The organism is Gracilibacillus boraciitolerans JCM 21714, assembly GCF_000521485.1.
GTDB lineage: Bacteria > Bacillota > Bacilli > Bacillales > Amphibacillaceae > Gracilibacillus > Gracilibacillus boraciitolerans.
On the sequence record NZ_BAVS01000018.1, the window covers coordinates 43,691 to 68,660 of the forward strand.

The 24,970-nt window shown below is 34.4% G+C and carries 23 protein-coding genes, 6 pseudogenes and 1 riboswitch; of the genes and pseudogenes, 22 read left to right on the forward strand and 7 right to left on the reverse strand.

Annotated features, from left to right (window positions below; genetic code table 11):
* The first annotated feature begins 77 nt into the window (after positions 1-77).
* The 4 genes and pseudogenes from JCM21714_RS11690 (at position 78) to asnB (ending at position 4,761) form a co-directional block, all read left to right on the forward strand.
* Positions 78-641: a hypothetical protein gene (locus JCM21714_RS11690; protein WP_035724562.1), complete on the forward strand. Its 564-nt coding sequence runs from the start codon at positions 78-80 to the stop codon at positions 639-641.
* Positions 642-663: 22 nt separating this feature from the next.
* Positions 664-1,145 (forward strand): annotated as a pseudogene (gene ytkD / locus JCM21714_RS11695) (RNA deprotection pyrophosphohydrolase).
* A 353-nt stretch (positions 1,146-1,498) separates the two neighbouring features.
* Complete coding sequence (metK, locus tag JCM21714_RS11700; protein WP_035724564.1) at positions 1,499-2,701, forward strand: methionine adenosyltransferase; 1,203 nt, start codon at positions 1,499-1,501, stop codon at positions 2,699-2,701.
* 154 nt (positions 2,702-2,855) lie between these two features.
* Positions 2,856-4,761 (forward strand): annotated as a pseudogene (gene asnB / locus JCM21714_RS11705) (asparagine synthase (glutamine-hydrolyzing)).
* Between the two features lie 20 nt (positions 4,762-4,781).
* On the opposite strand, the pseudogene JCM21714_RS11710 reads toward asnB, so the two are convergent.
* Positions 4,782-5,295, reverse strand: a pseudogene (locus JCM21714_RS11710) (gamma carbonic anhydrase).
* A gap of 82 nt (positions 5,296-5,377) precedes the next feature.
* On the opposite strand from JCM21714_RS11710, the gene JCM21714_RS11715 reads away from it, so the two are divergent.
* Complete coding sequence (locus JCM21714_RS11715) at positions 5,378-6,451, forward strand: tetraprenyl-beta-curcumene synthase family protein (RefSeq protein ID WP_305037897.1); 1,074 nt, start codon at positions 5,378-5,380, stop codon at positions 6,449-6,451.
* A 63-nt stretch (positions 6,452-6,514) separates the two neighbouring features.
* On the opposite strand, the pseudogene mnmM reads toward JCM21714_RS11715, so the two are convergent.
* Positions 6,515-7,100: pseudogene (gene mnmM / locus JCM21714_RS24765) on the reverse strand (tRNA 5-(aminomethyl)-2-thiouridylate-methyltransferase MnmM).
* Positions 7,101-7,210: 110 nt separating this feature from the next.
* On the opposite strand from mnmM, the gene JCM21714_RS11725 reads away from it, so the two are divergent.
* The 10 genes from JCM21714_RS11725 (at position 7,211) to JCM21714_RS21605 (ending at position 13,110) form a co-directional block, all read left to right on the forward strand.
* Positions 7,211-7,492 carry a DUF2524 family protein gene (locus tag JCM21714_RS11725; protein WP_035724568.1) on the forward strand — a complete coding sequence of 94 codons (282 nt, stop codon included), beginning with the start codon at positions 7,211-7,213 and terminating at the stop codon, positions 7,490-7,492.
* Positions 7,493-7,816: 324 nt separating this feature from the next.
* On the forward strand, positions 7,817-8,533 hold the full coding sequence (locus tag JCM21714_RS11730; RefSeq protein ID WP_035724570.1) for a hypothetical protein: 717 nt from the start codon (positions 7,817-7,819) through the stop codon (positions 8,531-8,533).
* A gap of 21 nt (positions 8,534-8,554) precedes the next feature.
* Positions 8,555-8,920 (forward strand): GntR family transcriptional regulator, encoded by a 366-nt coding sequence (locus JCM21714_RS11735; RefSeq protein ID WP_035724573.1) that lies wholly within the window; start codon positions 8,555-8,557, stop codon positions 8,918-8,920.
* Positions 8,913-9,257, forward strand: a complete 345-nt coding sequence (locus JCM21714_RS23355) for an ATP-binding cassette domain-containing protein (protein WP_305037898.1) — start codon at positions 8,913-8,915, stop codon at positions 9,255-9,257. The genes JCM21714_RS11735 and JCM21714_RS23355 overlap by 8 nt, the downstream gene beginning before the upstream one ends.
* Positions 9,254-9,580, forward strand: coding sequence for an ATP-binding cassette domain-containing protein (locus tag JCM21714_RS23100; RefSeq protein WP_268748353.1), 327 nt, complete (start codon positions 9,254-9,256; stop codon positions 9,578-9,580). The genes JCM21714_RS23355 and JCM21714_RS23100 overlap by 4 nt, the downstream gene beginning before the upstream one ends.
* Positions 9,581-9,645: 65 nt before the next feature.
* Positions 9,646-10,545: a nuclease-related domain-containing protein gene (locus tag JCM21714_RS11745; protein ID WP_052000562.1), complete on the forward strand. Its 900-nt coding sequence runs from the start codon at positions 9,646-9,648 to the stop codon at positions 10,543-10,545.
* 371 nt (positions 10,546-10,916) lie between these two features.
* Positions 10,917-11,141 carry a hypothetical protein gene (locus JCM21714_RS18435; RefSeq protein ID WP_052000565.1) on the forward strand — a complete coding sequence of 75 codons (225 nt, stop codon included), beginning with the start codon at positions 10,917-10,919 and terminating at the stop codon, positions 11,139-11,141.
* A 253-nt stretch (positions 11,142-11,394) separates the two neighbouring features.
* Positions 11,395-12,330 carry a hypothetical protein gene (locus JCM21714_RS21595; RefSeq protein WP_235182802.1) on the forward strand — a complete coding sequence of 312 codons (936 nt, stop codon included), beginning with the start codon at positions 11,395-11,397 and terminating at the stop codon, positions 12,328-12,330.
* An 8-nt stretch (positions 12,331-12,338) separates the two neighbouring features.
* A complete protein-coding gene (locus tag JCM21714_RS21600) occupies positions 12,339-12,905 on the forward strand; it encodes a hypothetical protein (RefSeq protein WP_235182803.1) in 567 nt (188 codons plus the stop codon).
* Positions 12,906-12,912: 7 nt separating this feature from the next.
* On the forward strand, positions 12,913-13,110 hold the full coding sequence (locus tag JCM21714_RS21605) for a hypothetical protein (RefSeq protein ID WP_235182804.1): 198 nt from the start codon (positions 12,913-12,915) through the stop codon (positions 13,108-13,110).
* Between the two features lie 71 nt (positions 13,111-13,181).
* On the opposite strand, the gene JCM21714_RS11760 is transcribed toward JCM21714_RS21605, so the two are convergent.
* Entirely contained in the window at positions 13,182-14,417 is a 1,236-nt protein-coding gene (locus JCM21714_RS11760) for an MFS transporter (RefSeq protein ID WP_084040741.1), read from the reverse strand.
* A gap of 368 nt (positions 14,418-14,785) precedes the next feature.
* On the opposite strand from JCM21714_RS11760, the gene JCM21714_RS11765 reads away from it, so the two are divergent.
* The 3 genes from JCM21714_RS11765 to JCM21714_RS11775 are packed head-to-tail and all read left to right on the forward strand — an operon-like array spanning position 14,786 to position 17,223.
* Positions 14,786-15,421: a helix-turn-helix transcriptional regulator gene (locus JCM21714_RS11765; protein WP_035724575.1), complete on the forward strand. Its 636-nt coding sequence runs from the start codon at positions 14,786-14,788 to the stop codon at positions 15,419-15,421.
* 17 nt (positions 15,422-15,438) lie between these two features.
* A complete protein-coding gene (locus JCM21714_RS11770; protein ID WP_035724578.1) occupies positions 15,439-16,248 on the forward strand; it encodes a pyruvate, water dikinase regulatory protein in 810 nt (269 codons plus the stop codon).
* Between the two features lie 51 nt (positions 16,249-16,299).
* Positions 16,300-17,223: a 2-hydroxyacid dehydrogenase gene (locus JCM21714_RS11775; RefSeq protein WP_235182805.1), complete on the forward strand. Its 924-nt coding sequence runs from the start codon at positions 16,300-16,302 to the stop codon at positions 17,221-17,223.
* Between the two features lie 343 nt (positions 17,224-17,566).
* Here the strand turns inward: JCM21714_RS11775 and JCM21714_RS11780 are convergent, their stop codons facing one another.
* From JCM21714_RS11780 to JCM21714_RS11795, 4 genes and pseudogenes are all read right to left on the reverse strand, one after another.
* On the reverse strand, positions 17,567-18,973 hold the full coding sequence (locus JCM21714_RS11780) for an ABC transporter substrate-binding protein (protein WP_035724580.1): 1,407 nt from the start codon (positions 18,971-18,973) through the stop codon (positions 17,567-17,569).
* A gap of 18 nt (positions 18,974-18,991) precedes the next feature.
* A pseudogene (locus JCM21714_RS11785) lies at positions 18,992-19,806 on the reverse strand (carbohydrate ABC transporter permease).
* On the reverse strand, positions 19,803-20,729 hold the full coding sequence (locus JCM21714_RS11790; protein WP_035724584.1) for a carbohydrate ABC transporter permease: 927 nt from the start codon (positions 20,727-20,729) through the stop codon (positions 19,803-19,805). Before JCM21714_RS11790 ends, JCM21714_RS11785 begins: the two are co-directional and overlap by 4 nt.
* A pseudogene (locus JCM21714_RS11795) lies at positions 20,726-21,855 on the reverse strand (ABC transporter ATP-binding protein). Before JCM21714_RS11795 ends, JCM21714_RS11790 begins: the two are co-directional and overlap by 4 nt.
* Positions 21,856-22,070: 215 nt before the next feature.
* Here JCM21714_RS11795 and JCM21714_RS11800 point away from each other — a divergent pair.
* The 4 genes from JCM21714_RS11800 (at position 22,071) to JCM21714_RS11815 (ending at position 24,861) form a co-directional block, all read left to right on the forward strand.
* Positions 22,071-22,298, forward strand: a complete 228-nt coding sequence (locus tag JCM21714_RS11800; protein WP_035724587.1) for a hypothetical protein — start codon at positions 22,071-22,073, stop codon at positions 22,296-22,298.
* A 258-nt stretch (positions 22,299-22,556) separates the two neighbouring features.
* Positions 22,557-22,641, forward strand: a riboswitch (cyclic di-GMP riboswitch).
* A gap of 158 nt (positions 22,642-22,799) precedes the next feature.
* Entirely contained in the window at positions 22,800-23,561 is a 762-nt protein-coding gene (locus tag JCM21714_RS11805; protein WP_035724590.1) for a Jag N-terminal domain-containing protein, read from the forward strand.
* Entirely contained in the window at positions 23,558-24,382 is an 825-nt protein-coding gene (locus JCM21714_RS11810) for a FapA family protein (RefSeq protein ID WP_084040743.1), read from the forward strand. The genes JCM21714_RS11805 and JCM21714_RS11810 overlap by 4 nt, the downstream gene beginning before the upstream one ends.
* 17 nt (positions 24,383-24,399) lie before the next feature.
* A complete protein-coding gene (locus tag JCM21714_RS11815) occupies positions 24,400-24,861 on the forward strand; it encodes a hypothetical protein (RefSeq protein WP_035724592.1) in 462 nt (153 codons plus the stop codon).
* Positions 24,862-24,970 lie beyond the last annotated feature (109 nt).

Consider the following 24,970-nt stretch of genomic DNA (forward strand, 5'->3'; position numbering starts at 1 on the left):
TATTTTTATAAAAAGAAGGTTTAAAAAATTATGAAAAAGGAATAAAAAGATAAAGGGACAATAGGAGGTAGAAAATAATGAAAAAAATCATCACGATGGGAACAATCATAGTCCTTTCCGCATTTGCAATATTTATGGTTAATCAACCACAGATGGATCAAGCATACGCTATTGAAAAAAAAGCTCATGCACAAAAAAATAATGAACAAAAAGTTCTTCAGTTTGAAGATATACAGCAGCTTACTCAAAAAGAAGCAGAGTTATCTCATGAACAGATCATAACTTTAACTGATACATTTATGGAATTACTAGTACAGAAAACAGATGAACAATATAAAGTGGTAGAATTCAATACAAAAGTAGAGCTAATCCAAGCGTTTGAACCGTATGTAAAAAAAGAAGCAGTACAGCCATACATTGATTTTTATTATCAGGAACAAGAAGATGGATTATATATTGTACCGACAGAAACACCAGCATGGTTTGAGAATGATGTGGAATATCAAAAAGAAAAAACAGATGATGGAAAAGTAAAGGTTACGCAAATTAATAAAAATGAACTTCATGGCAAATATACAATTGTCATCACTTTTGAGCAAGTAGAGGGTATATGGAGAATCGTAAATATTAGCCATGAGTAAAAATAAAGGGTAGTATATTATTATGAAAACTTTTTACGATTACTATAATAATAAAATACAATTATCCTTTGAAGATCAGCCATTTGACCAAAATCCAAAACATGTTTTTGTAATTTGCAGATATAAGAAGAAATGGCTGTTAACCAGACATAGAAACCGTGGCTTAGAATTTCCCGGAGGAAAAGTGGAAAGAAATGAAACACCAAAACAAGCAGCGATTCGAGAGGTATTAGAAGAAACGGGAGGCGAGATTGAAAAAATAAATTATTTAGGTCAATATTTTGTTTCCGGAAAAAAGAACAATTGGCAAAAAATATTTATTTCGCCCAAATAAATATCCTGAAAGAGAAGAAATGCTATTATGAGACAGAAGGGCCTGTACTATTAGAATTTTTACCAAATAATATTAAAAGTAATGAAGCATATAGCTTTATTATGAAAGATGATGTATTAACATATAGTTTAGACTATATTAAAAACAGAACGGAACTACCTTACAGCTAATCCTCGGATTAGCTGTTTCTTTTGTTTGAGTTGACTTTTTAAATTTTATTCGATACGATAAATGTTATCATTTTACTATTTTTACATATTAAAAATAGCCATAATTTTTTACGAAAAGTTAAGATAATTTGGTTCGTGCAATTTTTAGTGAAACGTTGTATAGTGGAAGATGTAGAATTTTTAAATATATTAAATTTTTATGGATTTTTACCACTTAAGCATATAGGAAAATGAAACTATAGAACAAGAGAACGAAGAACTTCGCTGTTCTTTTTTAGTGATAAGTCAGGTTTCGATTATAAAAAATAGTGATGAAAGTCTTGGTGAAAACTAACAGGGAGGATATAGAGAATATGGTAAAGAATAGACATTTATTTACATCAGAATCTGTGACAGAAGGGCATCCGGATAAAATATGTGACCAAATTTCTGACGCGATTTTAGATGAAATTTTATTAAAGGATCCCAATGCAAGAGTGGCATGTGAGACTACCGTAACAACTGGTTTAGTATTAGTAACAGGCGAAATTTCTACTTCCACATATGCGGATATTCCAAAAATCGTTCGAAATACGATTAAAGAGATCGGTTATACAAGAGCAAAATATGGTTTTGATGCCGAAACCTGTGGAGTGTTAACTGCAATTGATGAACAATCTCCAGATATTGCAAGTGGTGTTGATAAGGCTTTAGAAGCACGAGAAGGGCGAATGTCAGACGATGAAATTGAAGCAATTGGTGCTGGTGATCAAGGACTTATGTTTGGTTATGCCAATAATGAAACACCGGAATTAATGCCCTTACCTATTAGTTTGGCTCATAAATTGGCCAAGCAATTATCAGAGGTAAGAAAGAATAAAACTTTAGAATATCTCCGTCCAGATGGTAAAACACAAGTGACGGTTGAATATGACGAAAATAATAAACCAATCCGAATAGACACCATTGTTATTTCCACACAGCATAATCAGGATACTACATTAGAGCAAATTCAGGAGGATCTTAAAGAACATGTTATCAAGCCTGTCGTTCCTTCAGAATTGTTAGATGCCGAAACAAAATATTTTATTAATCCGACAGGACGCTTTGTTATCGGTGGTCCACAAGGGGATGCAGGTTTAACTGGCCGGAAAATTATTGTTGATACATATGGTGGATATGCTCGTCATGGAGGTGGTGCCTTTAGTGGAAAGGATGCAACTAAAGTAGACCGCTCTGCTGCGTATGCTGCACGATATGTAGCAAAAAATATTGTGGCTGCTGGATTAGCGGATGCATGTGAAGTACAATTTGCGTATGCAATTGGTGTAGCACAACCCGTCTCGATTGCGATTAATACGTTTGATACAGGAAAATACGCTGAAGAAGATCTCGTAAACGCGGTTAGAGCTATTTTTGATCTGCGTCCTGCTGGCATCATTAAAATGTTAGATTTGAAAAAACCAATTTATCGCAAGACGGCGGCATACGGTCATTTTGGTCGAACAGATACAAACTTTACTTGGGAAAAAATCGATAAGGTTGACGAATTAAAAAAATTCTTGTCACAATTGTAAAATTGAGGTAAAATAAAGAAAGAATACATGGGTCAAGTACATTAACAGTGTACTTGACCCCTTTATGTTAATAAAAAGATAATGTGTAACAAATCGGCATCTAAGATCGTCATATAAAGGATTGAAAATTTTTATGTGAGAAGAGGAAAGTATGATGTGCGGTTTTATTGGTCTATTAAAAGCTCAAGAAAAAATGTTAGATTTGGAAGAACGAGAGGAATTTAAGAATCGTCTTAATCTCATTCAACACAGAGGTCCTGATGATAAAGGATATTTTGAAGATGAAGAAATTGTACTGGGTTTTAGAAGATTAAGTATAATTGATATTAACAGTGGACATCAGCCTTTTTCCTATGAAGATGATCGATATTGGATGGTGTTTAATGGAGAAATTTATAACTATGTGGAGTTAAGGGAAAGCTTACAACAAAAAGATGTTACTTTTAAAACAGATTCTGATACGGAAGTAATTATCGCTTTATTTGCTAATAAAGGCGTCGATGCCTTTCAACAGTTACGTGGGATGTTTTCTATTTTAATTTGGGATAAACAATCACAATGTTTATATGGGGGGGCAAGAGATCCTTTTGGAATTAAACCATTTTATTATAAAGAAACTGAGCAAGGAATCTATTTTGCTTCCGAAACGAAGAGTCTGTTATCTAATAAGGAACAGATAGAACAACAAGGTCTGCAAGACTATTTAACCTTTCAATATGTACCGGAACCGATATCCATGAGTCAAGAAGTGAAACGTGTGGAACCTGGAACTTATTTTATTAAACAAAAAGATACTCCACTCACCTTTCACCATTATTTTAAACCGAATTTTAGTCCTGTTAATAAGACAGAAAATGAATGGATAGATCAAATTCAGTCCAGACTAGATGATTCCGTTCAAAAGCATATGCGTAGCGATGTTCCGGTTGGTTCCTTTCTCTCAGGTGGAATTGACTCTTCCATTATTGTAGCTCTAGCAAAGCGCTACCATCCTGATATAAAAACTTTCTCGGTAGGATTTGAGCAAGATGGCTATTCTGAAATAGAAGTAGCAAAAGAAACAGCAGATAAATTAGGAGTGGATAATTACTCGTATATTATTACACCAGAAGAGTATGTAGCAAAGTTACCCAAAATAATGTGGCATATGGATGATCCGCTTGCAGACCCTGCATGTGTACCACTGTATTTTGTAGCAAGAGAAGCGAAAAAACACGTAACAGTTGTATTATCAGGAGAAGGAGCGGACGAGTTATTCGGTGGTTATAATATCTACCATGAACCGGAATCATTACGAGTTTTTGATTCGATCCCCCCATCCAGCAAAAGATTTATTAGCTCGAGTAGCAAAGGTGTTGCCAGAAGGTGTAAGAGGCAAAAGCTTTCTTGAAAGAGGGACAACGCCACTAAGAGATCGATATGTAGGAAATGCCAAAATGTTTGAAGAGCATGAGAAAAATAATTTGCTTCAAGCATATCAACAGCAACACATTTATCAAAATATAACAGCTCCTTTATATGATCAAGTAAGTCAAGATGATCCTGTCAATCAAATGCAATACATTGATATACACACATGGCTTCGCGGAGATATTCTGTTAAAAGCAGACAAAATGACCATGGCACATTCATTAGAATTACGAGTTCCGTTTCTCGATAAGGAAGTATTTCAAACAGCAAAGGAAATTCCAGTGAATTTAAAAATAACAAATGGTACAACCAAATATATTTTACGTCAAGCTGCTCGTGGGATAGTACCGGATCATGTGTTGGATAGAAAAAAACTCGGATTTCCAGTTCCGATACGTCATTGGTTGAAAAATGAGTTAAACAGCTGGGCAAAACAGTTAATTCAGGAAAGTCAGACAGATCATTTAATTAATAAAAAAGTGATTTGGCATTTATTAGATGAACATTGTATTGGAAAAAGAGATAATAGCCGAAAAATCTGGACCGTCTTAATGTTTATGTTATGGTATCAAATATATGTCGAACATAAATTTGATATTTCACAATTACAGACAGAAGATAAAACAGAAAGCAAGCTTGTTCACGTTTGATAAACAAGCTTGCTTTTTTTTTATAATTTTTTATAATCTTGTCCTTTTGTCACATAGCCTTCCTGAATTCGCTTCATTTCTTTTTTATCTTCTTCAGTCAAGTTGCGAACTACTTTTGCTGGTTGTCCAAATGCAAGAGTATCAGGTGGGATTTTTTTGCCAGGGGGGAACTAAGCTTCCTGCTCCCACAAAAGCCCCCCCTTCACCAATTTCAGCACCATCTAATATAATGGATCCCATTCCGACTAGAGCATGCTGACGAATAACCGCGGAATGAAGGGTTACCTGGTGTCCAATCGTAACATAATCTTCGATAATTAGTGGTAACTCAGGACTCTGATGCAAAAGCGATAAGTCCTGAATATTTGTATAAGCACCAATCTTAACTGGAGAAACATCCCCCCCACGTATCACGGTTTTAAACCAAACACTGCTATAGGCGCCAATTTCTACATCTCCTGTAATAACGGTATCCGAAGCGATAAAAGCGGTTGGATCAATTACAGGAGTTTTTCCTTTATATTGATAGATCATCTATGTTAACCTCCTATTATCTAGTTAATTATATGATATCATATAGATAGAAAAAGGATAACAGTAAAGCGAGGGGAAAAAGGTGACACTACATGTCCCAACCAATGCACCGGTACTGATGAAGAATGTCTATCAAAAAATCTTTCCACAAGTAAAAATAGAACTGAATTATTGGAGAAAACGTGCAGAACAAATTCCTAATAAGGAGTTGCGAACACAAGCATTAGCGAGTATTCAAACTAAAAAATTTCATTGCCAGGGTGGAAGTGTCTATAGTGTATTATCAGGAGGACAATGGGAAAAGTCGATTCGTTTTATTGTTGCCTACCAAACAATTAGTGATTATTTGGATAACTTATGTGACCGCAGCACCTCCCTTGATCCCACAGATTTCAGGATGCTTCATCAATCAATGGAAGATGCACTTTCGCCCGAAAATAAAGCGAAAAATTATTATCAATATCGCGAAGAACAGGACGATGGGGGGGAATATTTAGTTAATTTAGTGCAAACATGCCAAGCAGTTCTTCGTGAAATTGACGATTATACCGACTTTCAAAATCATATGATTCAATTAGAATCTTTATATAGTGATTTGCAAGTACATAAGCATGTAACACACCATGAACGAATTCCAAGATTAGAGAAATGGTTTCAGGAACATCAACAAAAATGGCCGATGCTGAGCTGGTATGAGTTTTCTGCCTGCACTGGTTCCACGTTAGGAATTTTTTGTATGGTATCATACGGATTAAATAATAAAATGACAACGAAATTAGCGGATAATATATTTGAAAGCTATTTTCCCTTTTTGCAAGGGTTACATATTATGTTGGACTATTTTATTGATCAGCAAGAAGATAAGGAAGAAGGAGATTTGAATTTCTGTAACTATTATCAGAATGAAGATGAACTGGAAAAGCGACTTCTCTATTTTGTTGAGCAAACCAATAAACAGGTACAAACCTTACCTGAGCGAGGATTTCATGAAATGATTCAACATGGGTTAGTAGGTCTTTACCTCGCAGATCCAAAGGTGCGAAAAATGCGCCAATTCCAGCCTACTGTAAAAAGGCTGCTCAAAGCAAGTGGACGAAAATCACAATTTTTTCATTGGAATATTAAAATGTATAACCGATTAGCAGGAAGATACTGAGGAAGTATAAAGTGAAACTATCAGTGGGAATTTTTTCTCCCGCTGCTCATTAAGCGAAACTTATCAGGGTGTTAAAGTGTGTGATAAATTGGAATATGTCTTTTCAATTGCGATAACAAAAGGAGGCTTATTGATTTGATTAATAAATTGGTACTGTAATACTTGATATTTTTCTTGATCTAACTGCTCGCAATAGGCTAATACTTCGTTTTTTTCTGTTGTTCCTCCAGCATGACCATGATAAATAACAATCACGATTCGACCGCGCCTTTTAAGCAACGCCAGCATCGATGAAATAGCATGAATCGTTGTTTCTGGAACCGTAATAATGGAATGATCACCATTTGGTAAATAGCCTAAATTAAATATGGCCCCCTGCTATCGGTTGGTTCACAATGTAATGGGTCACCTTTTCATGTCCATCCTCAATCAATTCAACATTATTAATGTTGTTTTTTTCTAATAAAATTTTAGTTTTCGCAATGGCCTGTTTTTGAATATCGAAGGCGTAAACTTTTCCAAATTTTCCAACTAATCCACTTAAGAATATGGTATCATTTCCATTTCCACAGGTTGCATCTATTACGATGTCGCCATGCTGAACAATGTCTTTCAATAACTGATGAGAATAAGCGACAATTGCCTTCATTTTGATAGTACTCCTTTAAAAAGCATATTTTTAAATTTATTTTAGCAAATTATTATTATAAAATGTATGAATTTTATTGGTTGTTTCACACTATAGACGAGGTGATGAATATGACCACAAGAGATTCAATTGAAAACTTACTTATTGAGGGTCAACATATTATTCAGCAAGCAGAAGAACAATTAGATATGTCTAACCGTAGCCAATTTATGTTGAATGAAGATTACACGAACGCCCATTTAGAATTAGAAAAATTATCACAAAGCATTGATCGCGTCATGCACAGTGCAAATTCTCAACAACGTGAACAGTTGCACCGTTTTCAATTAGCAGTCAATGGAAAATTAAACGATATGATCTTGGATCAGGTCGATGTAACGAGATATGAATAACTATCCCTTTGGTTAGGGATAGTTTTTTATAGAGAGAATGATTGCATGAAATATATAGTAAGAAATTTGTGGATTTTATGCAATCATTCTTTATTAAATAAAATCTTTAGTATTTTGTAATAGGATTTCATGTTATAAGCTATTATTGCATAAAATCTTCGAAAAAGAATGATGTTATTTCATGCAAAAGCGGTTCTTACTGTTCTATAGCACTCTTTTTCTAAGACACATAGCCTAACTTTCAGACAAGTCTTAAGCGATATTGCATTCTAATATGTATTAGTGTATTATATAAATAGCACACTAATACAAGGAGATGAAAAAATGTTGGGGGGGTTATGGAAAAAGGAAATAGCTATGATGCGGGGGGGATTCCAGATAAGTGCATTTATCTTTCTATTGTTATTATTTTCCTATTTGATTTATTTGAGGATGGATTCACAGCGTGATGCTTTATTTGTAATAGATTTCAGTGCAATTGGATTCATTATAATGCCTGCTACGCTTTTATTTAGTCTTAATACGGAAACTTTACAGATCGGTCAATTATTATTTCTTAAACGTAATATGTATAAACAAATGATAATTAAATGGTTACATGCGATATTTTTAATGGTCGTGTTTTATTTTATTCTATATATCTTATTAATCGTATTCCTGTTACTAAATGTTTGGACCATGACATGGAGTGAAACATCTCTATTATTGATCAGTTTGTTTAGCACTGTTCTGCCGATTGCCTTTTCTTTATCACTTGCTGTATACATTGGATGGACTGGTCATCAATGGTTAAAATCGAAAATTGGGTTTGTTCTTTCTATTATTAGCACGTTGTTTATACTTTATTTCATAATGTTGAGCTTTAATTTCATAACAAAACAGTTAACATTTCTTCAATCTTGGTGGTTATGGGATGTGAGTGATGAGATAAACCTTTCTATTAACACCTTTATGGTGAATGATCAAATATCGATAAGTATGATTTTATTTATTTTTTTAATTTATAGTCTTGTCTTTTTTCTTTGTAACATGGCTTTTTAAAAAGAAAGCGGAGGTGTAACGATGCCTCCACAATTTGAAAGAGACAAACCTATTTATTTACAAGTAGTCGACCAAATCATCCAGGAAATTGTCAGTGGAAGTAGAAAAGCAGGAGAGAAATTACCCTCTGTTCGTGAATTAGCAGTTGAATCGGGAGTCAATCCGAATACGATTCAGCGTGTATATCGCGAGTTAGATCAAAGACATATTACCGTTACAAGAAGAGGTCAAGGTACATTTGTGACTAAAGATGAGATATTAATTGCTCAAGTAAGAGAATCATTAAAACAACAATATCTCCATACATTTTTAGACGATATGGTAGCTTTAGGATTTACCAAAGATGACATTCTAAAAAGCTTGAAGGAGGAAAAAACAGATGCTTAATGTACAACATATAAGTAAAAGGAAAATGTTCCGCCCGATATTAACCGATTGTACTTTTTCTATCGAGATAGGAAAGATAGTTGGTATTATTGGAGAAAATGGTAGTGGCAAAACAACGTTACTAAAAATATTGGCAGGTGTATTATATCCAAGTAAAGGTCATATCAATCTTAAACAAGATCGGAGTTTTAACATTTCGTATAGTTCAGATCACGACTATTTCTATAATTATTTTACCATTGAGCAATTGATAGATTTTTATCAGTCACAATTTGATGATTTTGTACAAGAACGTGCCGAAGCAATGCTAGATTTTTTGATCTTGATCGTAAAATGAAAATAAAATATTTATCAAAAGGCCAAATGGCGCGTGTGAAGATTACGGTAACCCTTGCGCGAAACGCACCTTTTCTTGTGCTGGATGAACCATTGGCAGGTCTTGATCCCCCCCTTGTTAAAGAAAGAATTACGAAAGGCATTATCCAATTTATTGATTTGGAAAGGCAATCATTAATTATAACAACTCATGAACTACTAGAAGTAGAAAACTTATTAGATGAAGTAATTGTGTTGAAAAATGGCCAAGTTATTGCACAAGAACAGGTAGAAGCTATCCGCGAGCAGGCGTCGATACACGAATGGTTAAAGGAAATATATTGAACTTCCACTAGTAATATTGGTCTGTTTAATGTAAAATATAGTAAAATAAAAAAGGAGTGATGCATTTGAATGCGCAAATAAAGCCGCATGAACTGGTTATTTTTGATTACCTAAGTAAGCGTAAACAATTGCCACAGCAAGAGAAAAGTACATATAGAAAAATAGAACGTGGTTATCAGGGTGAAAAGTTATTAGAATCATACGTCCAACAACTATCAGGAGATTTAATAATCATCCATGACCTTTGGCTCACTCATCATGGACGCACTTTCCAACTTGATCTCTTATTGTTCTACAATGATACGATATATCTTTACGAAGTGAAAAATTTTTCTGGTGACTTTTTTTATGATAACGAAAAATTTTTTAGGGAAACACATGTTGAAATAGATGACCCATTAATTCAATTAAGGCGAAGTGAATCATTGTTCCGGCAATTATTAGCAGATTTAGGCTATCAATTCACAATTAAATCTGCAGTAGTCTTTGTTAATCCCGAGTGTACGATCTATTCAAAGGATAAAAATCCAAGGTTGATACTTCCCACGCAATTAAATCGTTACTTTAAGCAATTTCCATCGCATACCTCATTAAGTCCGACTTATCACACGCTATATCAACAACTAAATACGTTAAAAATGCCGCATTCTCCATTTCTGAATTCAGCTAACTATTCATATGATCAATTATTAAAAGGAATTCCATGTACGTATTGTTGTCATTTTCTAGACCAAGTAGAGGGAAAAATATTGATTTGCTCTGCATGTGGAAAGATGGAATCAGTTGTATCAGCAGTTTTACGGAACTTGAAAGAATTAATGGTACTTTTTCCCGAAAAACAAATAACAGTTGAGCTAATGAAGGATTGGTGTGACTTACCTTTATCTGCCCAAAGGATGCGCTACATCTTAAAGAAACATTTAAAGGTAGAAGGAAATACGAAAGGAGCATATTATATTCTATAAAATGTACCAAAAATACTATGAGGAAAAGAATTGCATGAAATCAGGCGATATTCTGTAACTGATTTTATGTTATCGATCATAATTGCATGAAATCATATTACTGTTATTAGTCGATTTTATGCAATAATAATCTATTACTTAAAATCTATTAATTTCAGTAAATAGTTTTCATGCAATAATCGAAACTAATAATAAGTATGCACTTGTTCTACCGAGAAAATAATCCAATTGATTCATTAACAGTGGAACAAATTCAATCGATTTATGCTTGAGATATCACTAATTGGCAACAAGTAGGCGGAGAAAATAAAGAGATTCGTGCATTTCAACGTCCGGAAGGTAGTTGCAGTCAGTCTGCTCTGCTTCGGTTTATGGATGGCAAAACATTCATGGAGCCACCAAGTGATGAGATTATTTCAGGTATGTGTGGTATTATCCGAGAAACGTCCAATTATCAGAATCATCGGAATGCAATAGGATATTCATTCCGCTTTTTCTCGCAGGAAATGGTGGAAAATGGGGGGGAGATCAAACACATCGCCATTAATAATGTAGCACCTACAAAGGAAATCAAAACGGAACTTATCCTATTATAGCTGAGTTTTATGCAGTAACTGCAGGTATAAATAATCCCAATGTACCAACATTAATTAATTGGATAACTTCAGAACAAGGGCAAGCAATTGTTGACCGAACGGGATATGTGCTCTTGCATCCGTAATGGTGCAGGTTCTGGAGGAGAAAACCTGGTGTTTCTTCATCGTTTAACAGCAGATGAAATAAAATAATTGAAACCTTTTTTCTCTTATGATCGTAAACAATAGTTGAGAAGAAAGAGGGGGGATAAGTATGATAGGTGTATTAATAGCAACATTAATCGCAATGATATTATATGTAGTCGGTATGATTATCACGTTAAGTATTTCTAAATTGAATGCATCAAGGGTAATGAAACATGGACTAATAATTTTGGTGATTGGTTATCTGACAACAGGGATTATCTTTTATTTTGCAATTCCTGCAATTACAGTTCCAAATATGTTATTGGCTAATATAATCGTAGCAGCAATTTTTCTGCCATTATTTCTTTATGTGATTCAACCAGGGAAAAAGGTAGAGACAAGCGTAATGAAACCGATTGTGCTCTTTTTTAGTGTAGGATTTATAGCTTTGATTGTCATCATTGTTTTAGGATTTACAACGCTGGATGATGCACATCAGTCTATTTCAGTAACTGAGGAAGAAGAGGCAAAACCGTTAACGAAAGATGAAACGCCTATTACAGTAGCTCCTGAATTTGCACGAAATAAAATTCAGAAGGCAATGAGTGTGGTACCTAATCCGCAATTTTATGATTTAGGGAAATTGCAAGTTCAAAAAGTAGAAGAAGAAGTAGTGTATGTAGCGCCAGTAGAGTTTGCTGGTTTTTGGAAGTTTCTTCGTGGAAAAGAAACTGCGGGTTATTTTACGATTTCAGCAACGAATGTAAATGCACAGCCGGAATTTCATGATAGTGCGATGCAGTATACGAATTCCAGTTATTTTCATAAGTATGTTAAACGTGTGATTTATAATCAGTATCCACAATATATACAAAGTGGTGAAGCTCAAATTGAAATAGATGAAGATGGAAAGCCTTGGTATGTACAAACCATTTATCGTCCAATGCATGTTACGAATAAACCAAATTTAAATGCCTTAAAGGTAGTTGTCATCGATCCAACCTCAGGTGACATGAAGATGTTTGAAACAAATGAAGCACCCGATTTTATTGAAGGTCGGTAAGTTCTGAAATGGCAACAACCGAAAATAATTATTTTGGTAAATACATTCATGGTTGGCTGAATAGTGTTTTTGGAAAAAGAGATGTTAAGATTCCAAATGCTTCTGGTTCTGAATCTGGAGTAACTCCAATCTTTGATGAGAACGGGGGGGAAATGTTCTATTTTACTGATCTTACATCACCTAAAGAAAATATTGACTCTGCATTAGGCTATACACTAATTCATGCCCGTACAGGAGAATTGACTTATTACAATGGAGAAAAAAATAATGGCATTATGGATAGTGAGGGTGCTAAGCAAATTGTTAACAAAGAATTTCCTGAGAAGCGATGGGAAGGCTACATGCCCGTTCTATACAATGTAGACGGTAATCCAACATGGGTCGTGAATGTATTAGATCCAAATGGACTCCATAAACAATACGCATACATTAAAGCAAATGATTCTGACTTTGTTGTATTTGGAGATACCGCTAATCAAACATTAGATGCTTACCGGATGGCGTTGTTACAAAATCCTGGTAATGTTGGTGCTACTGACGGTGTGGAATTAGAGACACGCTCGGGGGGAAGTTGATCGAGTATTGGTGACCTCCTCAGAACAAGGGCAAATCGTTCAGTATTTATTATCTGGAGATACAACCATTTATACGGTAAATGCTAGTAAAGCACCATTAGCGATCTTTTTAGAAAAAGGAGATGCCATTACAGCAGAAGTTCAATTATTAGATAATGGCACAGCAACGGTGGAAGAAATAGAAATCGAAGGATTAAGTGAATAAAGAATACTGATTAAATAGCATAATTTTAAGGGATGCGAATCATCTAACTTTCGCATCCCTCATTTCTTTTATTATAAAATGTTTCCAGCTTTTTTTAATCTGCGGTAAATCTCCAAGGTAGCAAGGGCACAAAGAATTGCTGTAAGTGCAATAAAGAAATAACCTGCCTGCATCCCAATTCTGTTACTCTCTTCAAAAGTAGTACCAAATGATAGCTCGGTAACCCATTCAATTATATATCCAATCATTAAATTAGTAATAACTCCGCCAATCCCGATCAGTACAACTGTAAAAGTAATCGCTGAATCGGTACCTTTTGTATACATTTTTGCAAGTAGTGCCATCATGGTAGGGTAAATCGGACCAATTCCAAACCCGGCAATTCCAAATAAAATCGCAAATTGATCACCGCTAAAGATTGGAATAATGCTTAATATCCCAGCAAATAATGAGAAGATAACAATGGAAATAGCATAACCAAATTTATCGGTAACAGGTCCTAATAATAATCTTGCAAGCATAAATGAAAAGAAGAAGATTGACAGCAGTCCTGAAGCATCTGCAATTGACCATTCGCTTACTTTCACTAAATAGTTTACAAGCCAAGCAGCAATACCTAATTCTGCTGTTACTCCCATCGTTAAGGCAAATACAATAAGCCATGCGATAGGATCACGGGTTAATTTCTTTATGGAAGTACGATCTTCCTCTTCTATCCCGTCTTGTTTTGGAAAACGACTTAGCATTACAGGTATAATCGGTAGAATCGATAATGATAGCATGATCATATACATTCCACGCCAACCAAGTACGGTTGAGGATACCTCCCATCCCATCATTTGGGCCGCGATGATTGGTGCGACTGTTGAACCTAGGCCATAAAAGAAATGAGATAAATTCAACATGGTTCCGGTGTTTTTGGTGAATAATCGTGCTGCAATAATGGCCAAACCTATTTCCAACATGCCGTTCCCTATATATAATATAAAATAAGCGCCAACTAATGTCGGAAAATTAGTAGAAAAATAGATAAAGACTCCGGAAATTGCCATTAAGATAAAGGTTAAAATACTAGCTGTTTTGGCACCAATCTTTGAAATTAACCATGAAGTATATGTACAGGCTAGTAAAAAACCAAATGCATTTATCGCTAATAAAATACCCAGTGTTCCAGCACTAAGTGATAGCTCGCTCTGCATATCTGGTAAGGCTGGCCCTTTAATATTTTCTGAGACGCCAAAGATTAAAAAGCCTCCAAAAATAACAAATAAAAGCATATAATAGTTTGTTTTAGGTTGTAATTTCATATGTATGAATCTCCTTTTGAAAGCGTTAATCATAATCATACAATAAAACGTATCATTTGTAATCATTCGTGAACTAAAATCATAGATTCTTTTATTTTTATCTATTATACTATTTAGTAAACGATTACATATTGAGGTAAACACGTTAGAGAAATAATAAAAAACAAAATACTATCAAATCAAGTAATAATAAATGATGTCCTTGGAAAACGTAAAATTGATGTTTCTTTCTATATTTAAAAAATGTGATGTATTATTAATATGACATTTTTATCAGTATGTCGAAACTATGTTATGATGAATTTATAAAAATCGCTCAAAAATAGAATGAATTGTGTAGGGATAAGTGTTAAATCAGGAGGAAGATAATGATTGATTTTACGGAACGACAAATCGATATTATAGGGATATTAAAAAAACATGAGCCGATTACTGCTGAGCAAATTGCTGAAATGCTTGGTGTCAGTAAAGGAACGCTTCGTTCTGATTTAGCAGTATTGGTGATGACGGGTCAGATTGAGGCAAAACCAAAAGTAGGCTACTTTTTATCTAAAAATAAAACGGACAGGAACAGTCAGAACGTCTGGAAGCAAACATTAGTAAAAGATGTACAAGGGGGGGTTGCGGTTACGATACAAAAAACAACCACAGTTAATGAAGCGGTGATTTCACTTTTTTTAGATGATGTAGGTAGTCTGATCGTAGTTGATGAAAACCAGTATTTAGAAGGTATTGTGTCACGGAAAGATTTATTAAAAGTCACATTAGGAAATCCACAAGCCACTACAATGCCTGTCCAACTTGTTATGACAAGGCAATCTAAAGTATATACGATCACACCAGATAAAAGCGTCTATGACGCTGCTAAAATGATGGTATATTATGAAGTAGATAGTTTACCGGTAGTAAAACCGAGTGATGACAGCTCCAGTAAAAAGGTGATAGGTCGCATTACTAAAACTAATATCGTAAAAGCTCTAATTGAAATGAGCTCGGAAGTATAGAAAAGGGAGAGGTCGGTATGGTTGAAAAATCAGCTTATATTTACGTTTGTTCCGATGCAGTTGGAGAAACAGCGGAAGCAGTTGTGCGTGCAACGATAAGACAATTTACTAATCATGATGTAAAAATAAAAAGAGTTAGCCATATTCAAAAAGAAGAAGAAATTGAAGAAATTATGCAAGAAGTAAGTGAAAATAATAGTTTTATAGCGTATACCTTAGTACAACCTGATTTGCGAGCTAAAATGCAACAAGAAGCGATTCGTTTTGACATAAGAGCAGTTGATGTCATGGGGCCTATGATGCAGGCATATATTGATACATTTAATGACAATCCCAAGCCAGAACCAGGTCAACAACAAGTACTTGATGAGGAATATTTTAGAAGAATAGAAGCAATTGAGTTTGCCGTCAAATATGATGATGGGAAAGATGTCAAAGGATTATTATTAGCTGACGTCGTATTAATTGGAGTATCTAGAACTTCAAAAACACCATTAAGTATTTTTTTGGCACACAAAGGATTAAAAACCGCAAATTTACCTATTTTACCGGATATGCAGGCACCAGATGAATTATTTCAGGAAGCTGATCGCATGATAGTCGGCTTAACGATTGATCCAGTACATTTGTTAAAAATAAGATCAGAACGTCTAAAAACGTTAGGATTACCTGCAGAGTCTAAATATGCATCAATGGACCAAATAAAACAAGAATTAAAAACTGCGAATCAATTAATGAAAAAATTGAACTGTCATGTATTAAATGTATCCCATAAATCGATTGAAGAAACTGCTGGTGTGATTATGCAGTTGAGAGCAGAACGATAAGATAAGAGGCATTCTAATGGTTCACTATAATAGAATTTCCAGGAGGCAATTATGAAGAAAAAAGTATTAGTTACAGAGCAAATTCCTGAATCAGTACAAAATTATTTGAGAGAACAAGTCGAGATAAAGACCTGGGATAGTTCAGAACAAATGCCAAGAGAACAATTATTAGCAGAAATTGATCAATATCATGGTCTTATTACAGCAAAAGATAAAATTGATGATGAATTATTAAATAGAGCAAAAAATCTAGAAGTTGTCAGTAATGTTGCAGTGGGCTATGACAATTTTGATGTCGAAGCATTAAAGCGTTCGCAGGTTATCGCTACCCATACACCATATGTATTAGACGAAACTGTAGCAGATCTTATTTTTGGTTTAATTCTTAGCAGTGCTCGCAGAATTACGGAACTTGATCAATATGTCAAACAAGGTAAGTGGAAGAAAGGTATAGATTCATCATTATTTGGACGCAATGTCCATCATAAAAAATTAGGAATAATAGGAATGGGAAGAATTGGTGAAAAAGTTGCAAGAAGGGCAAAGTTAGGTTTTGAAATGGAAGTTACCTATTATAACCGAAGTAAAAAAGAACAGATTGAAAAAGACTTAGGAATAGGATATCAGGAAATGGAAGAGCTATTAAAAGAATCTGATTTCATTTTAGTAATGACACCTTTAACAAAAGAAACACATCACTTAATAAATGCAAAAGAGTTTAAAAAAATGAAAGATACGTGCTTTTTTATCAATGCTTCAAGAGGTGCAGTGGTAAATGAGAAAGAGATGATTCAGGCGCTTGAAGATAAAGAAATAGCTGGTGCAGGTTTAGATGTATTTGAACAAGAACCAGTCGATCCTGATAATCCATTGTTGAAAATGAATAATGTAGTGACACTTCCACATATCGGTTCTGCAACAGCAGAAACGCGTGAAGACATGAAATTTGCTGCAAAAATATGTTGCAAGCTTTAAATCATGAAAAGCCCGATGCTGTGATTAAAGAACTACAATAAGAACATACGAAAAGCGGAATAAAAGAATGAATGAAGATGCACATTAGGAAGATTATGCGCACTAACTGATGAGGTAATTATGACTTGACTGTACTGCTTAACAAGCCGAAGCGGCTTTTACAGCTATGCTTTCTTTCAAAATGTCCCTTAAATCCATGGTTATAAATATTCGATTACTACGGATCATCTATCTTATATGCAATTAAAAAATCCGAACGATAACAAATTCCTCGCTGAATTTGTAGTATCGTTCGGATTATATTTTTATTACATCACTTTCTTTCCAGTCATATTTTTGCTTGTTACTGATTAGCTCGGTTTGCTTGTTCGATTACTCGGTTGGTTTCTTCTGCAGCTTTATCTAAAGCTTCTTTTGGATCGGTTCCTTGTAGTACATTTTCCATCGCTGTAACAACTTGCTGTCTTGCTTCAGGAAATACTGAAATCAAAGCACCTTGAGTTGCGAAGGAAGGCTTCGTTTCTTGTAATTGATCCACTGTTACTTTTAATTGTGGGTATTCTTTCCATTTGTCTTTTACAATGTCTTCTTCATATGCAGCAGGATTTATCGCAAAATAGCCAGTTTCAATATGCCATTTAGCTTGACTCTCAGGAGATTGTAAGTATTTCATAAACTCCCATGCAGCTTTTTGTTTTTCTTCCTCAATACCGTTTGACATCCAAAGGGACGCACCACCGATAATCACACCATTTCTCTCTGCTTCCTCGGAATATGGAATATAAGCAACACCTACTTCAAAAGGTGCATTTTCCACTGTTGTTGTTACGCCAGCTGAGGAATCTAAGTACATAGCGGTATTTTCTGTTTGGAATGCAGCACGAATGTCATCCCAGTTAGAGCCGAAGTTTCCGTATGTGCCTGCTTTATTCATTTCATCCATTAATTCAAATATGCGTAAACCTTCTTCTCCATTAAATACTGCTTCTGTTGCTGAGTCTGAACGACCATTGTCATTATTTACATAAAGCCCACCCTGCGTTGCAATTAATTCCTCAATAAACCAGCCATAATTTAAAATCGAGAAACCATAACGTTCGGTATTATCACCATTTTTAACCGTTAGTTTTTCAGCAGCTTCTTTAATCTCTTCAAACGTTTGGGGGGGCGGATTTTCCGGATCCAGACCAGCTTCCTTAAATGCATCCTTATTGTATAGCATGACAGGAGTCGAGGAATTAAAAGGCATGGAATATAACTGATCATCTACCGTATAGTAATTAAGAATGTTTTCTTCAAGTTGTGATACATCATAACCTTCTTCATCAATAAAGGACTGAACAGGCTCAATAAAGCCACTATCAATCATATATTTGGTTCCAACCTCGAAAGTTTGAATAATTGCTGGTGCATCCGCTGTGCCACCTACACTGCGATATTTTGTTAATGCTTCTTCATAAGAACCTTGAAATTCTGGTATAATTGTATATTCATCTTGTGATTGATTGAAATTATCGACAATTGCTTCGATTGATTCTTGTCCTTCACCTGACATTGCGTGCCAAAAAACGGCTTCCACTTTATCATTTGTTGCTTTTTCTGGTGTTTCTTCTTCTGTTTCTGTATTCTCAGTAGTTTCTTCCGTAGTATTTGTATTTTCATCTGATTCCTGACCGTCTGCTTCATTAGAACAGGCGGTAATGAACATTATCATAGAAATTGCAACCAATAGTAGTAAAAGCTTTTTCATTTTTTATTTCCCCCCTTGTTATTTTAGTGCTCCTTGAGCGAGTCCTTTTTGCAATTGTTTTTGACCTAAAAATAAAAGTACGAGCGTAGGTATTATTACGATAATTACTCCTGCCATCACCACCCCCCCCAATCTGTTGCCATTTCTTGTGTTTGCAATTGCTTTAAACCGATTTGAACAGTTCGCACATCATCATTGTTCGTTACAAGTAATGGCCATAAATACATATTCCAGGTTGTAAGAAAACCATATGCTCCCAATGTTATAAAGGATGTTCGACAATATGGAATAACCACTCTTCGAAAAAATTTAAAGGAACGGAGACCTGCAATATCACTAGCTTCTTTTAGTTCTTTTGGAATCGTAAGAAAATGCTGACGTAACAAAAAAGTACCAAATGCAATTGCAAAAAAAGGTATGGTTAACCCTTGATAACTATTAATCCAATCTAGTTGTTGAATTGTTATGAAGTTCGGAATCATGGTAGCTTCCCATGGAATCATCATGGTAGAAATAAAGATAAAAAAGACAATATTCCTTCCTTTAAAAGGAATAAAAACAAAAGCAAAGGCAGCTAAAGCACTTACGAGAAGCTGTCCTAACATGACAACTGTTGAGATAAAAAAGCTATTCCATAAATAGTGAGCTAATGGTAATCGTTCGAAAGCTTTTTTATAGTTATCAAGATGAAAGGATTCTGGTATAAATTTACCTTGTAATAGTTCAGCACCACTCATAAAACTTATGAGAAAGGCATAAAAAACTGGAAAAAAAACAAGGGTACCTGTACCTATTAACAGCAAATAGGTAAAAAGTGGCCGAAATCGTCTCATTGGTAATGCACCTTCCTTTCCACAAATTTGAATTGTAAAATAGTTACTAGTAAGATGCATATAAAAAGGAAGATAGATTGTGCACTTGCGGTACCAAACTGGTAGTTTACAAATGCTTCGCGATAAATAGAATAAACAATTAAATTGGTGGATTCAGATGGACCACCCTGGGTGAGAATATCGACTTGTCCAAAGGTTTGAAAAGCGTTGATCAATGAGACAGTCGTCACAAAGAATAGGGTAGGAGACAGCATCGGAATCGTTATACGTCTAAGTTGATATAAATAACTTGCACCAGATATGTTTGCACTCTCATAAAGCTGCTCATCAATATTTTGTAATCCACCTAATAGAATCAAAAAAGTGAATCCTATGTTCATCCAAATCGTTGTGATCGATACGGCAATAAGTGACCAGTCTGGCTGTAGTAACCATTCGATTGAGGTTCCTCCAAGTGAGACTATCAATCGGTTTAATATTCCCATACTTGGATGGAAAATGAATAGCCAAACGACAGCAGATGCTGCTACCGAAATGCCCATTGTTGAAGAATATATCGTACGGAAAAAACCAATCCCTTTCAATTTTTCATTTGCCAGCAGTGCTAAAAATAGAGATATAATAATCCCTGTTGGAACGGTATAAAGCACAAACAATAGAGTGGCTTTGATACTTTTATGAAAGCTTTCTGCTTGTAAAATATACTGGTAGTTTTCCCAACCCACAAAAACATTAGCTAATCCTTGTTGATCGGTTAAGAAAAAGCTTAAATAAAGTGTTTTTCCTAATGGATAGAATAAAAATACGCTAAATAAAATAATCGACGGCAAAAGATAGAGTATCGCTGAACGCCAATGGATAAATCGCCATGTTTCATGAATGGTTGGTAGTGCTTTCTGTTGGATTTCTGCTGTATTTTTCATACAATGCCCTCACTAAGATGATGATGTTGAATATTTTGAGGTCCAGCAATTAATTGTTCAGTGGCAGCATCATAGACACATAACGAATTTTTATCCAATTGAAAATGAATAGATTGCCCTACCTGAATATTCCATTGACCGTACCATTTTGCGTACCAATCAGAATCATTCCATTTGAATTTTAATAAAGTCTCCGTACCTAGCATTTCAACATGATCGATTACGGTATGAAACGTGAGTTCACCATGGATTTGTTCCTGACAGAATTGAATATGTTCTGGGCGAATCCCGACTATCACTTTTTTTGCATCCGTATTAGGAAGTATTAATGGATCGATAGGTATTTTCATTTGATTAATAAGGATAACCTGTTGATTGTTATCAAAGATTCCGTTGGTTAGATTCATTGGTGGTGAGCCAATGAATTTTGCTACGAAGGGATTAGCTGGTGTGTTATACACATCAATAGGTTTTCCGACCTGTTGAATCACACCATCTTTCAATACCATGATTCGATCTCCCATCGTCATTGCCTCCACCTGATCATGTGTAACGTATATTAATGTTATGCCAAGTCTTCTTTGTAATTCTTTAAGTTCACCACGCATATGGGCCCGTAATTTTGCATCCAGATTGGATAATGGCTCATCCATTAAGCATATTGGTGAATTAGTTATTATTGCTCTGGCTAATGCGACACGTTGTCTTTGTCCACCTGACAGATGTCTTGGTTTTCTTTTTAAATATTCCGTTAACCCTAACATTTCTGCTGCTTCCATACACTTTTTCCTTTTTTCTTTTTTGTTTATCTTTAAAACATCTAATGCGAATGTAATATTGTCTTCCACCGTCATATGTGGGTATAAGGCATAATTTTGGAAAACCATTGATAATTCTCGCTTACTTGGGGGGATAAGTGGTTTGCAATTTGTCCGTCTATAAGAATGAATCCAGAAGAAATTTCTTCTAATCCAGCAATCATTCTTAGTACTGTACTCTTGCCACATCCAGAAGGTCCTACTAATACAAAGAATTCACCTGGTTCGATGGTTACATTTACATCCTTAACTACAAGCTCTTCCTTGTCATACGTTTTGTCTACATTTTTTAATTCGACAGAATACATGAGAATGCTCCTTTTATTTTTTTGTATGTCATTTTTGATTATAAATAGAAAATATGAAGCTTGATTAAACCAGATGTTAAAAAACCAATACAATTTTTTACAGAAATTAATAAAAAACAAGAAAAAGTAGTTTCATAATAAAAAAAATATTGTATGATAGTATTTGTGAAGAAAATTAATTATGATCTTGGAAATTGTTGTAATGAGGTGGAAATGTGGATTTATTAAGAGAATCGATGGCAACACCAGTCGATAATTTTTTGGGAATGTTGATATATGCTGTTATTTATATGATTATAGCTGGACTTGTGGTAGGTTTAGCGCTTAAATTTATTCCGAATCGTTTACCATATGCGATTAAAAGCTTAATCGTATTTATTGTGATTATTCTTAGTTTAGTATTGTGGTGGCAAATGATAGTGGATCCCGGTCTTCATATTTAATAGTAACTGATGAGTATTTTTATAGTATAAATAACGAATTATTTAAATAATTATCTGTATTGACCAAAGTATTTTAATGATAGCTAACGTTAAAAGAACGATAAAGATAATAAAATCTTTATTGTTCTTTTTAATTTAAGCTATTTTGGGTAATTGATTGTTTTAATGAAAATTAAGAGGATAATAGGTCAATATCAATATTGACGAATTGATTGTAATATTCTAAAATGTATTATATATACATGACTTTTTTACTACTAACGAATATAGCAAACTTATTGAAAGATAAGGACGCAAAGCCTATGGATCTAAGGTCAATGACTAGGATAGCCAGGTTGCCGAAGAGTAGAAATATAAATAAAGCTCTAATTAAACAAAGAGCTCTTTATATCCATCTGCTAAGGTGGATTTTTTTAATTTATAAAACTAGTGCCATTTAATAACGCTTTTAAAAAATTAATTATAATCGTAGCGATAAATCAGAGGGAAGGAGGGATTAAATTGAACGAGTTTATTTCAAAAGCCAGTACTGTTGAAGATGCGATTGACAGAGGGTTACATGTAATGAATATTTCACAAAAAGATGTCAATATCGAGGTATTACAAGTAAACACTAAAGGATTTATAGGTATTGGTAAGAAGCAAGCTATCGTTAAACTAAAGAGGATAAAAAACACGCAACAAAATATAGAAAAAACTACTAATTCTGTTCCGAACCTAGAAAAATTTGTACAAGAGGCTTTAAACGAATATAAAGAAACAGAAGAATTAGTTAAAAAACCTCCTATGAATACCACAGTTGAAGAAGAAAAAGAAGGAGTAGCGTGGATTCAAAATAATGAACTTTTCGTAAATAGTTCTCATGATAAATATGCAACTGCTTCGATTAAAGAAGGTATTACACTATATAAAAATGAAGAGAAAATAACTAAACAAACGATATTGTTAAGTAAAGATGATGAATACAGGGTAGAATATGAAGAATTTTATGAAAAACCGATGTCATGGAAGATATCGATTATAAAAAATGAAATAGAAGCGATATTGGATGTATATCCTGGAGAAAAAATTTCGAGAAATTTGAAAGATGTAGCGCCAAGTGAACATATTACGATTGAGTTGCAAAGTCAAAAAGAACCAGTAAATACATTATCGAAAGCAGATATATTAGCGGAACTTGATAATAAAAACATAATTTTCGGATTAAATCATACTGCCATTGAGAATGCGCTAGAGACAAAAGAACAAGTAGATTTGTCATAGCTGTTGGTAAAGAAGTTAAGCATGGTGTTGATGGAGAATTAGAAGTGAAGGTAGATACAGATATGGCAAATGGACTTGTGGAAGATGAACATGGGAATATTGATTTTAAGGAAGCTAATGTGATTCCTAATGTGGAAATAGGCGTTATAATGGCAATTCTTCATCCTCCAATCCCTGGATTACCAGGTCGTTCAGTATTGGATAAAGAACTTCTTCCCAGACAGCCACTGGAACTAAAATTTATACCAGGTAAAGGCGTAGATGTCAAGGAAGATAAGATTATTGCTACTGAATCTGGCAGACCGGTTATTGAACAAAGAGGCAGAATCGTAAAAGCAATGATCATGTCTAAATTAGTTCATCAGGGAAATGTAAATATTACCACAGGGAATATTCGCTTCAGTGGAGATATTGAAATTGTTGGTGAGGTGGAAGATAACATGATTGTTGAGGCTGGCGGCGATATTTTTGTCCACCGATCTATAAATGAATCAAATATTACTGCTTCCAAATCAATAACAGCTAAAGGAAATGTGAACAACTCTAATTTAACTGCCGGCAAACAGCATTTATTAGTATTGGAACTCGGACACTTGTTAAAAACATTAGAAGAACAAGTAGGGAAAATGATCATTATAATTAAACAATTAATGGACTCTAAGCAATATAAATCCAAAGAGTTTCAATCGAAGGGTTTGCAACCATTAATTATCATATTATCTGAAAAGAAATTTATGGATGTTAAAGTTCTAGCAAAAAAATATGTAGATATTGTAGAAAGAGCTGAAGCTATATTGAGGAACCTGAGTGGAAAAAGATAGGTTATGACTTAAAAACAATGTTCCTTACCTTATCTCAAGAAATAATTACTATTGATAAACTTACTATTTTACAAGAATTAATGCAGGATATAGCCAATACAACGAACTCTGAGGTTGAACCAAATTCATATGTTACTATTTCTGATACGACTAACAGCAGGATTTATTCTAGTGGTAATATTAATATTATCGGTAAGGGCTGTATAAATACGAAGGTACACTCTGGCGGTTTATTAAAGATTGATGGCATACTAAGAGGTGGAGAAGTATATGGCAGATTAGGTGTTACAGTCGGCGAAGCAGGTGCAATAAGTGGCACTAAAACAGTTATTGCTACAGCAACAGGTAATTCTGTTACAATTATGCGTGCACATGAAGGAACAGTCATCCGTATTGGAGAGACTGTAAGAAAATTATTAAAAGAAGAAAAATTTATACAAGCGAAATTAGATGACGATGGTCAGATTATATTCGAGTAAAGCGTTTCGAATCAATGTGAGTATCAAAAATTAATCTGTAGGAAATAAGTACAAAATAAAAAACCACGATTATTACCGTGGTTTTTCTGATACCTTAATAGATAGATGG

What these genes read in the sequence shown, in the direction of transcription:
- JCM21714_RS11690 (WP_035724562.1), top strand. Translation starts at nt 78, where the DNA reads ATGAAAAAAATCATCACGATGGGAACAATCATAGTCCTTTCCGCATTT.
- metK (WP_035724564.1), top strand. Translation starts at nt 1,499, where the DNA reads ATGGTAAAGAATAGACATTTATTTACATCAGAATCTGTGACAGAAGGG.
- JCM21714_RS11725 (WP_035724568.1), top strand. Translation starts at nt 7,211, where the DNA reads ATGACCACAAGAGATTCAATTGAAAACTTACTTATTGAGGGTCAACAT.
- JCM21714_RS11730 (WP_035724570.1), top strand. Translation starts at nt 7,817, where the DNA reads ATGTTGGGGGGGTTATGGAAAAAGGAAATAGCTATGATGCGGGGGGGA.
- JCM21714_RS11735 (WP_035724573.1), top strand. Translation starts at nt 8,555, where the DNA reads ATGCCTCCACAATTTGAAAGAGACAAACCTATTTATTTACAAGTAGTC.
- JCM21714_RS23355 (WP_305037898.1), top strand. Translation starts at nt 8,913, where the DNA reads ATGCTTAATGTACAACATATAAGTAAAAGGAAAATGTTCCGCCCGATA.
- JCM21714_RS23100 (WP_268748353.1), top strand. Translation starts at nt 9,254, where the DNA reads ATGAAAATAAAATATTTATCAAAAGGCCAAATGGCGCGTGTGAAGATT.
- JCM21714_RS18435 (WP_052000565.1), top strand. Translation starts at nt 10,917, where the DNA reads ATGGATGGCAAAACATTCATGGAGCCACCAAGTGATGAGATTATTTCA.
- JCM21714_RS21595 (WP_235182802.1), top strand. Translation starts at nt 11,395, where the DNA reads ATGATAGGTGTATTAATAGCAACATTAATCGCAATGATATTATATGTA.
- JCM21714_RS21600 (WP_235182803.1), top strand. Translation starts at nt 12,339, where the DNA reads ATGGCAACAACCGAAAATAATTATTTTGGTAAATACATTCATGGTTGG.
- JCM21714_RS11760 (WP_084040741.1), bottom strand. Translation starts at nt 14,417, where the DNA reads ATGAAATTACAACCTAAAACAAACTATTATATGCTTTTATTTGTTATT.
- JCM21714_RS11765 (WP_035724575.1), top strand. Translation starts at nt 14,786, where the DNA reads ATGATTGATTTTACGGAACGACAAATCGATATTATAGGGATATTAAAA.
- JCM21714_RS11770 (WP_035724578.1), top strand. Translation starts at nt 15,439, where the DNA reads ATGGTTGAAAAATCAGCTTATATTTACGTTTGTTCCGATGCAGTTGGA.
- JCM21714_RS11775 (WP_235182805.1), top strand. Translation starts at nt 16,300, where the DNA reads ATGAAGAAAAAAGTATTAGTTACAGAGCAAATTCCTGAATCAGTACAA.
- JCM21714_RS11780 (WP_035724580.1), bottom strand. Translation starts at nt 18,973, where the DNA reads ATGAAAAAGCTTTTACTACTATTGGTTGCAATTTCTATGATAATGTTC.
- JCM21714_RS11790 (WP_035724584.1), bottom strand. Translation starts at nt 20,729, where the DNA reads ATGAAAAATACAGCAGAAATCCAACAGAAAGCACTACCAACCATTCAT.
- JCM21714_RS11815 (WP_035724592.1), top strand. Translation starts at nt 24,400, where the DNA reads ATGTTCCTTACCTTATCTCAAGAAATAATTACTATTGATAAACTTACT.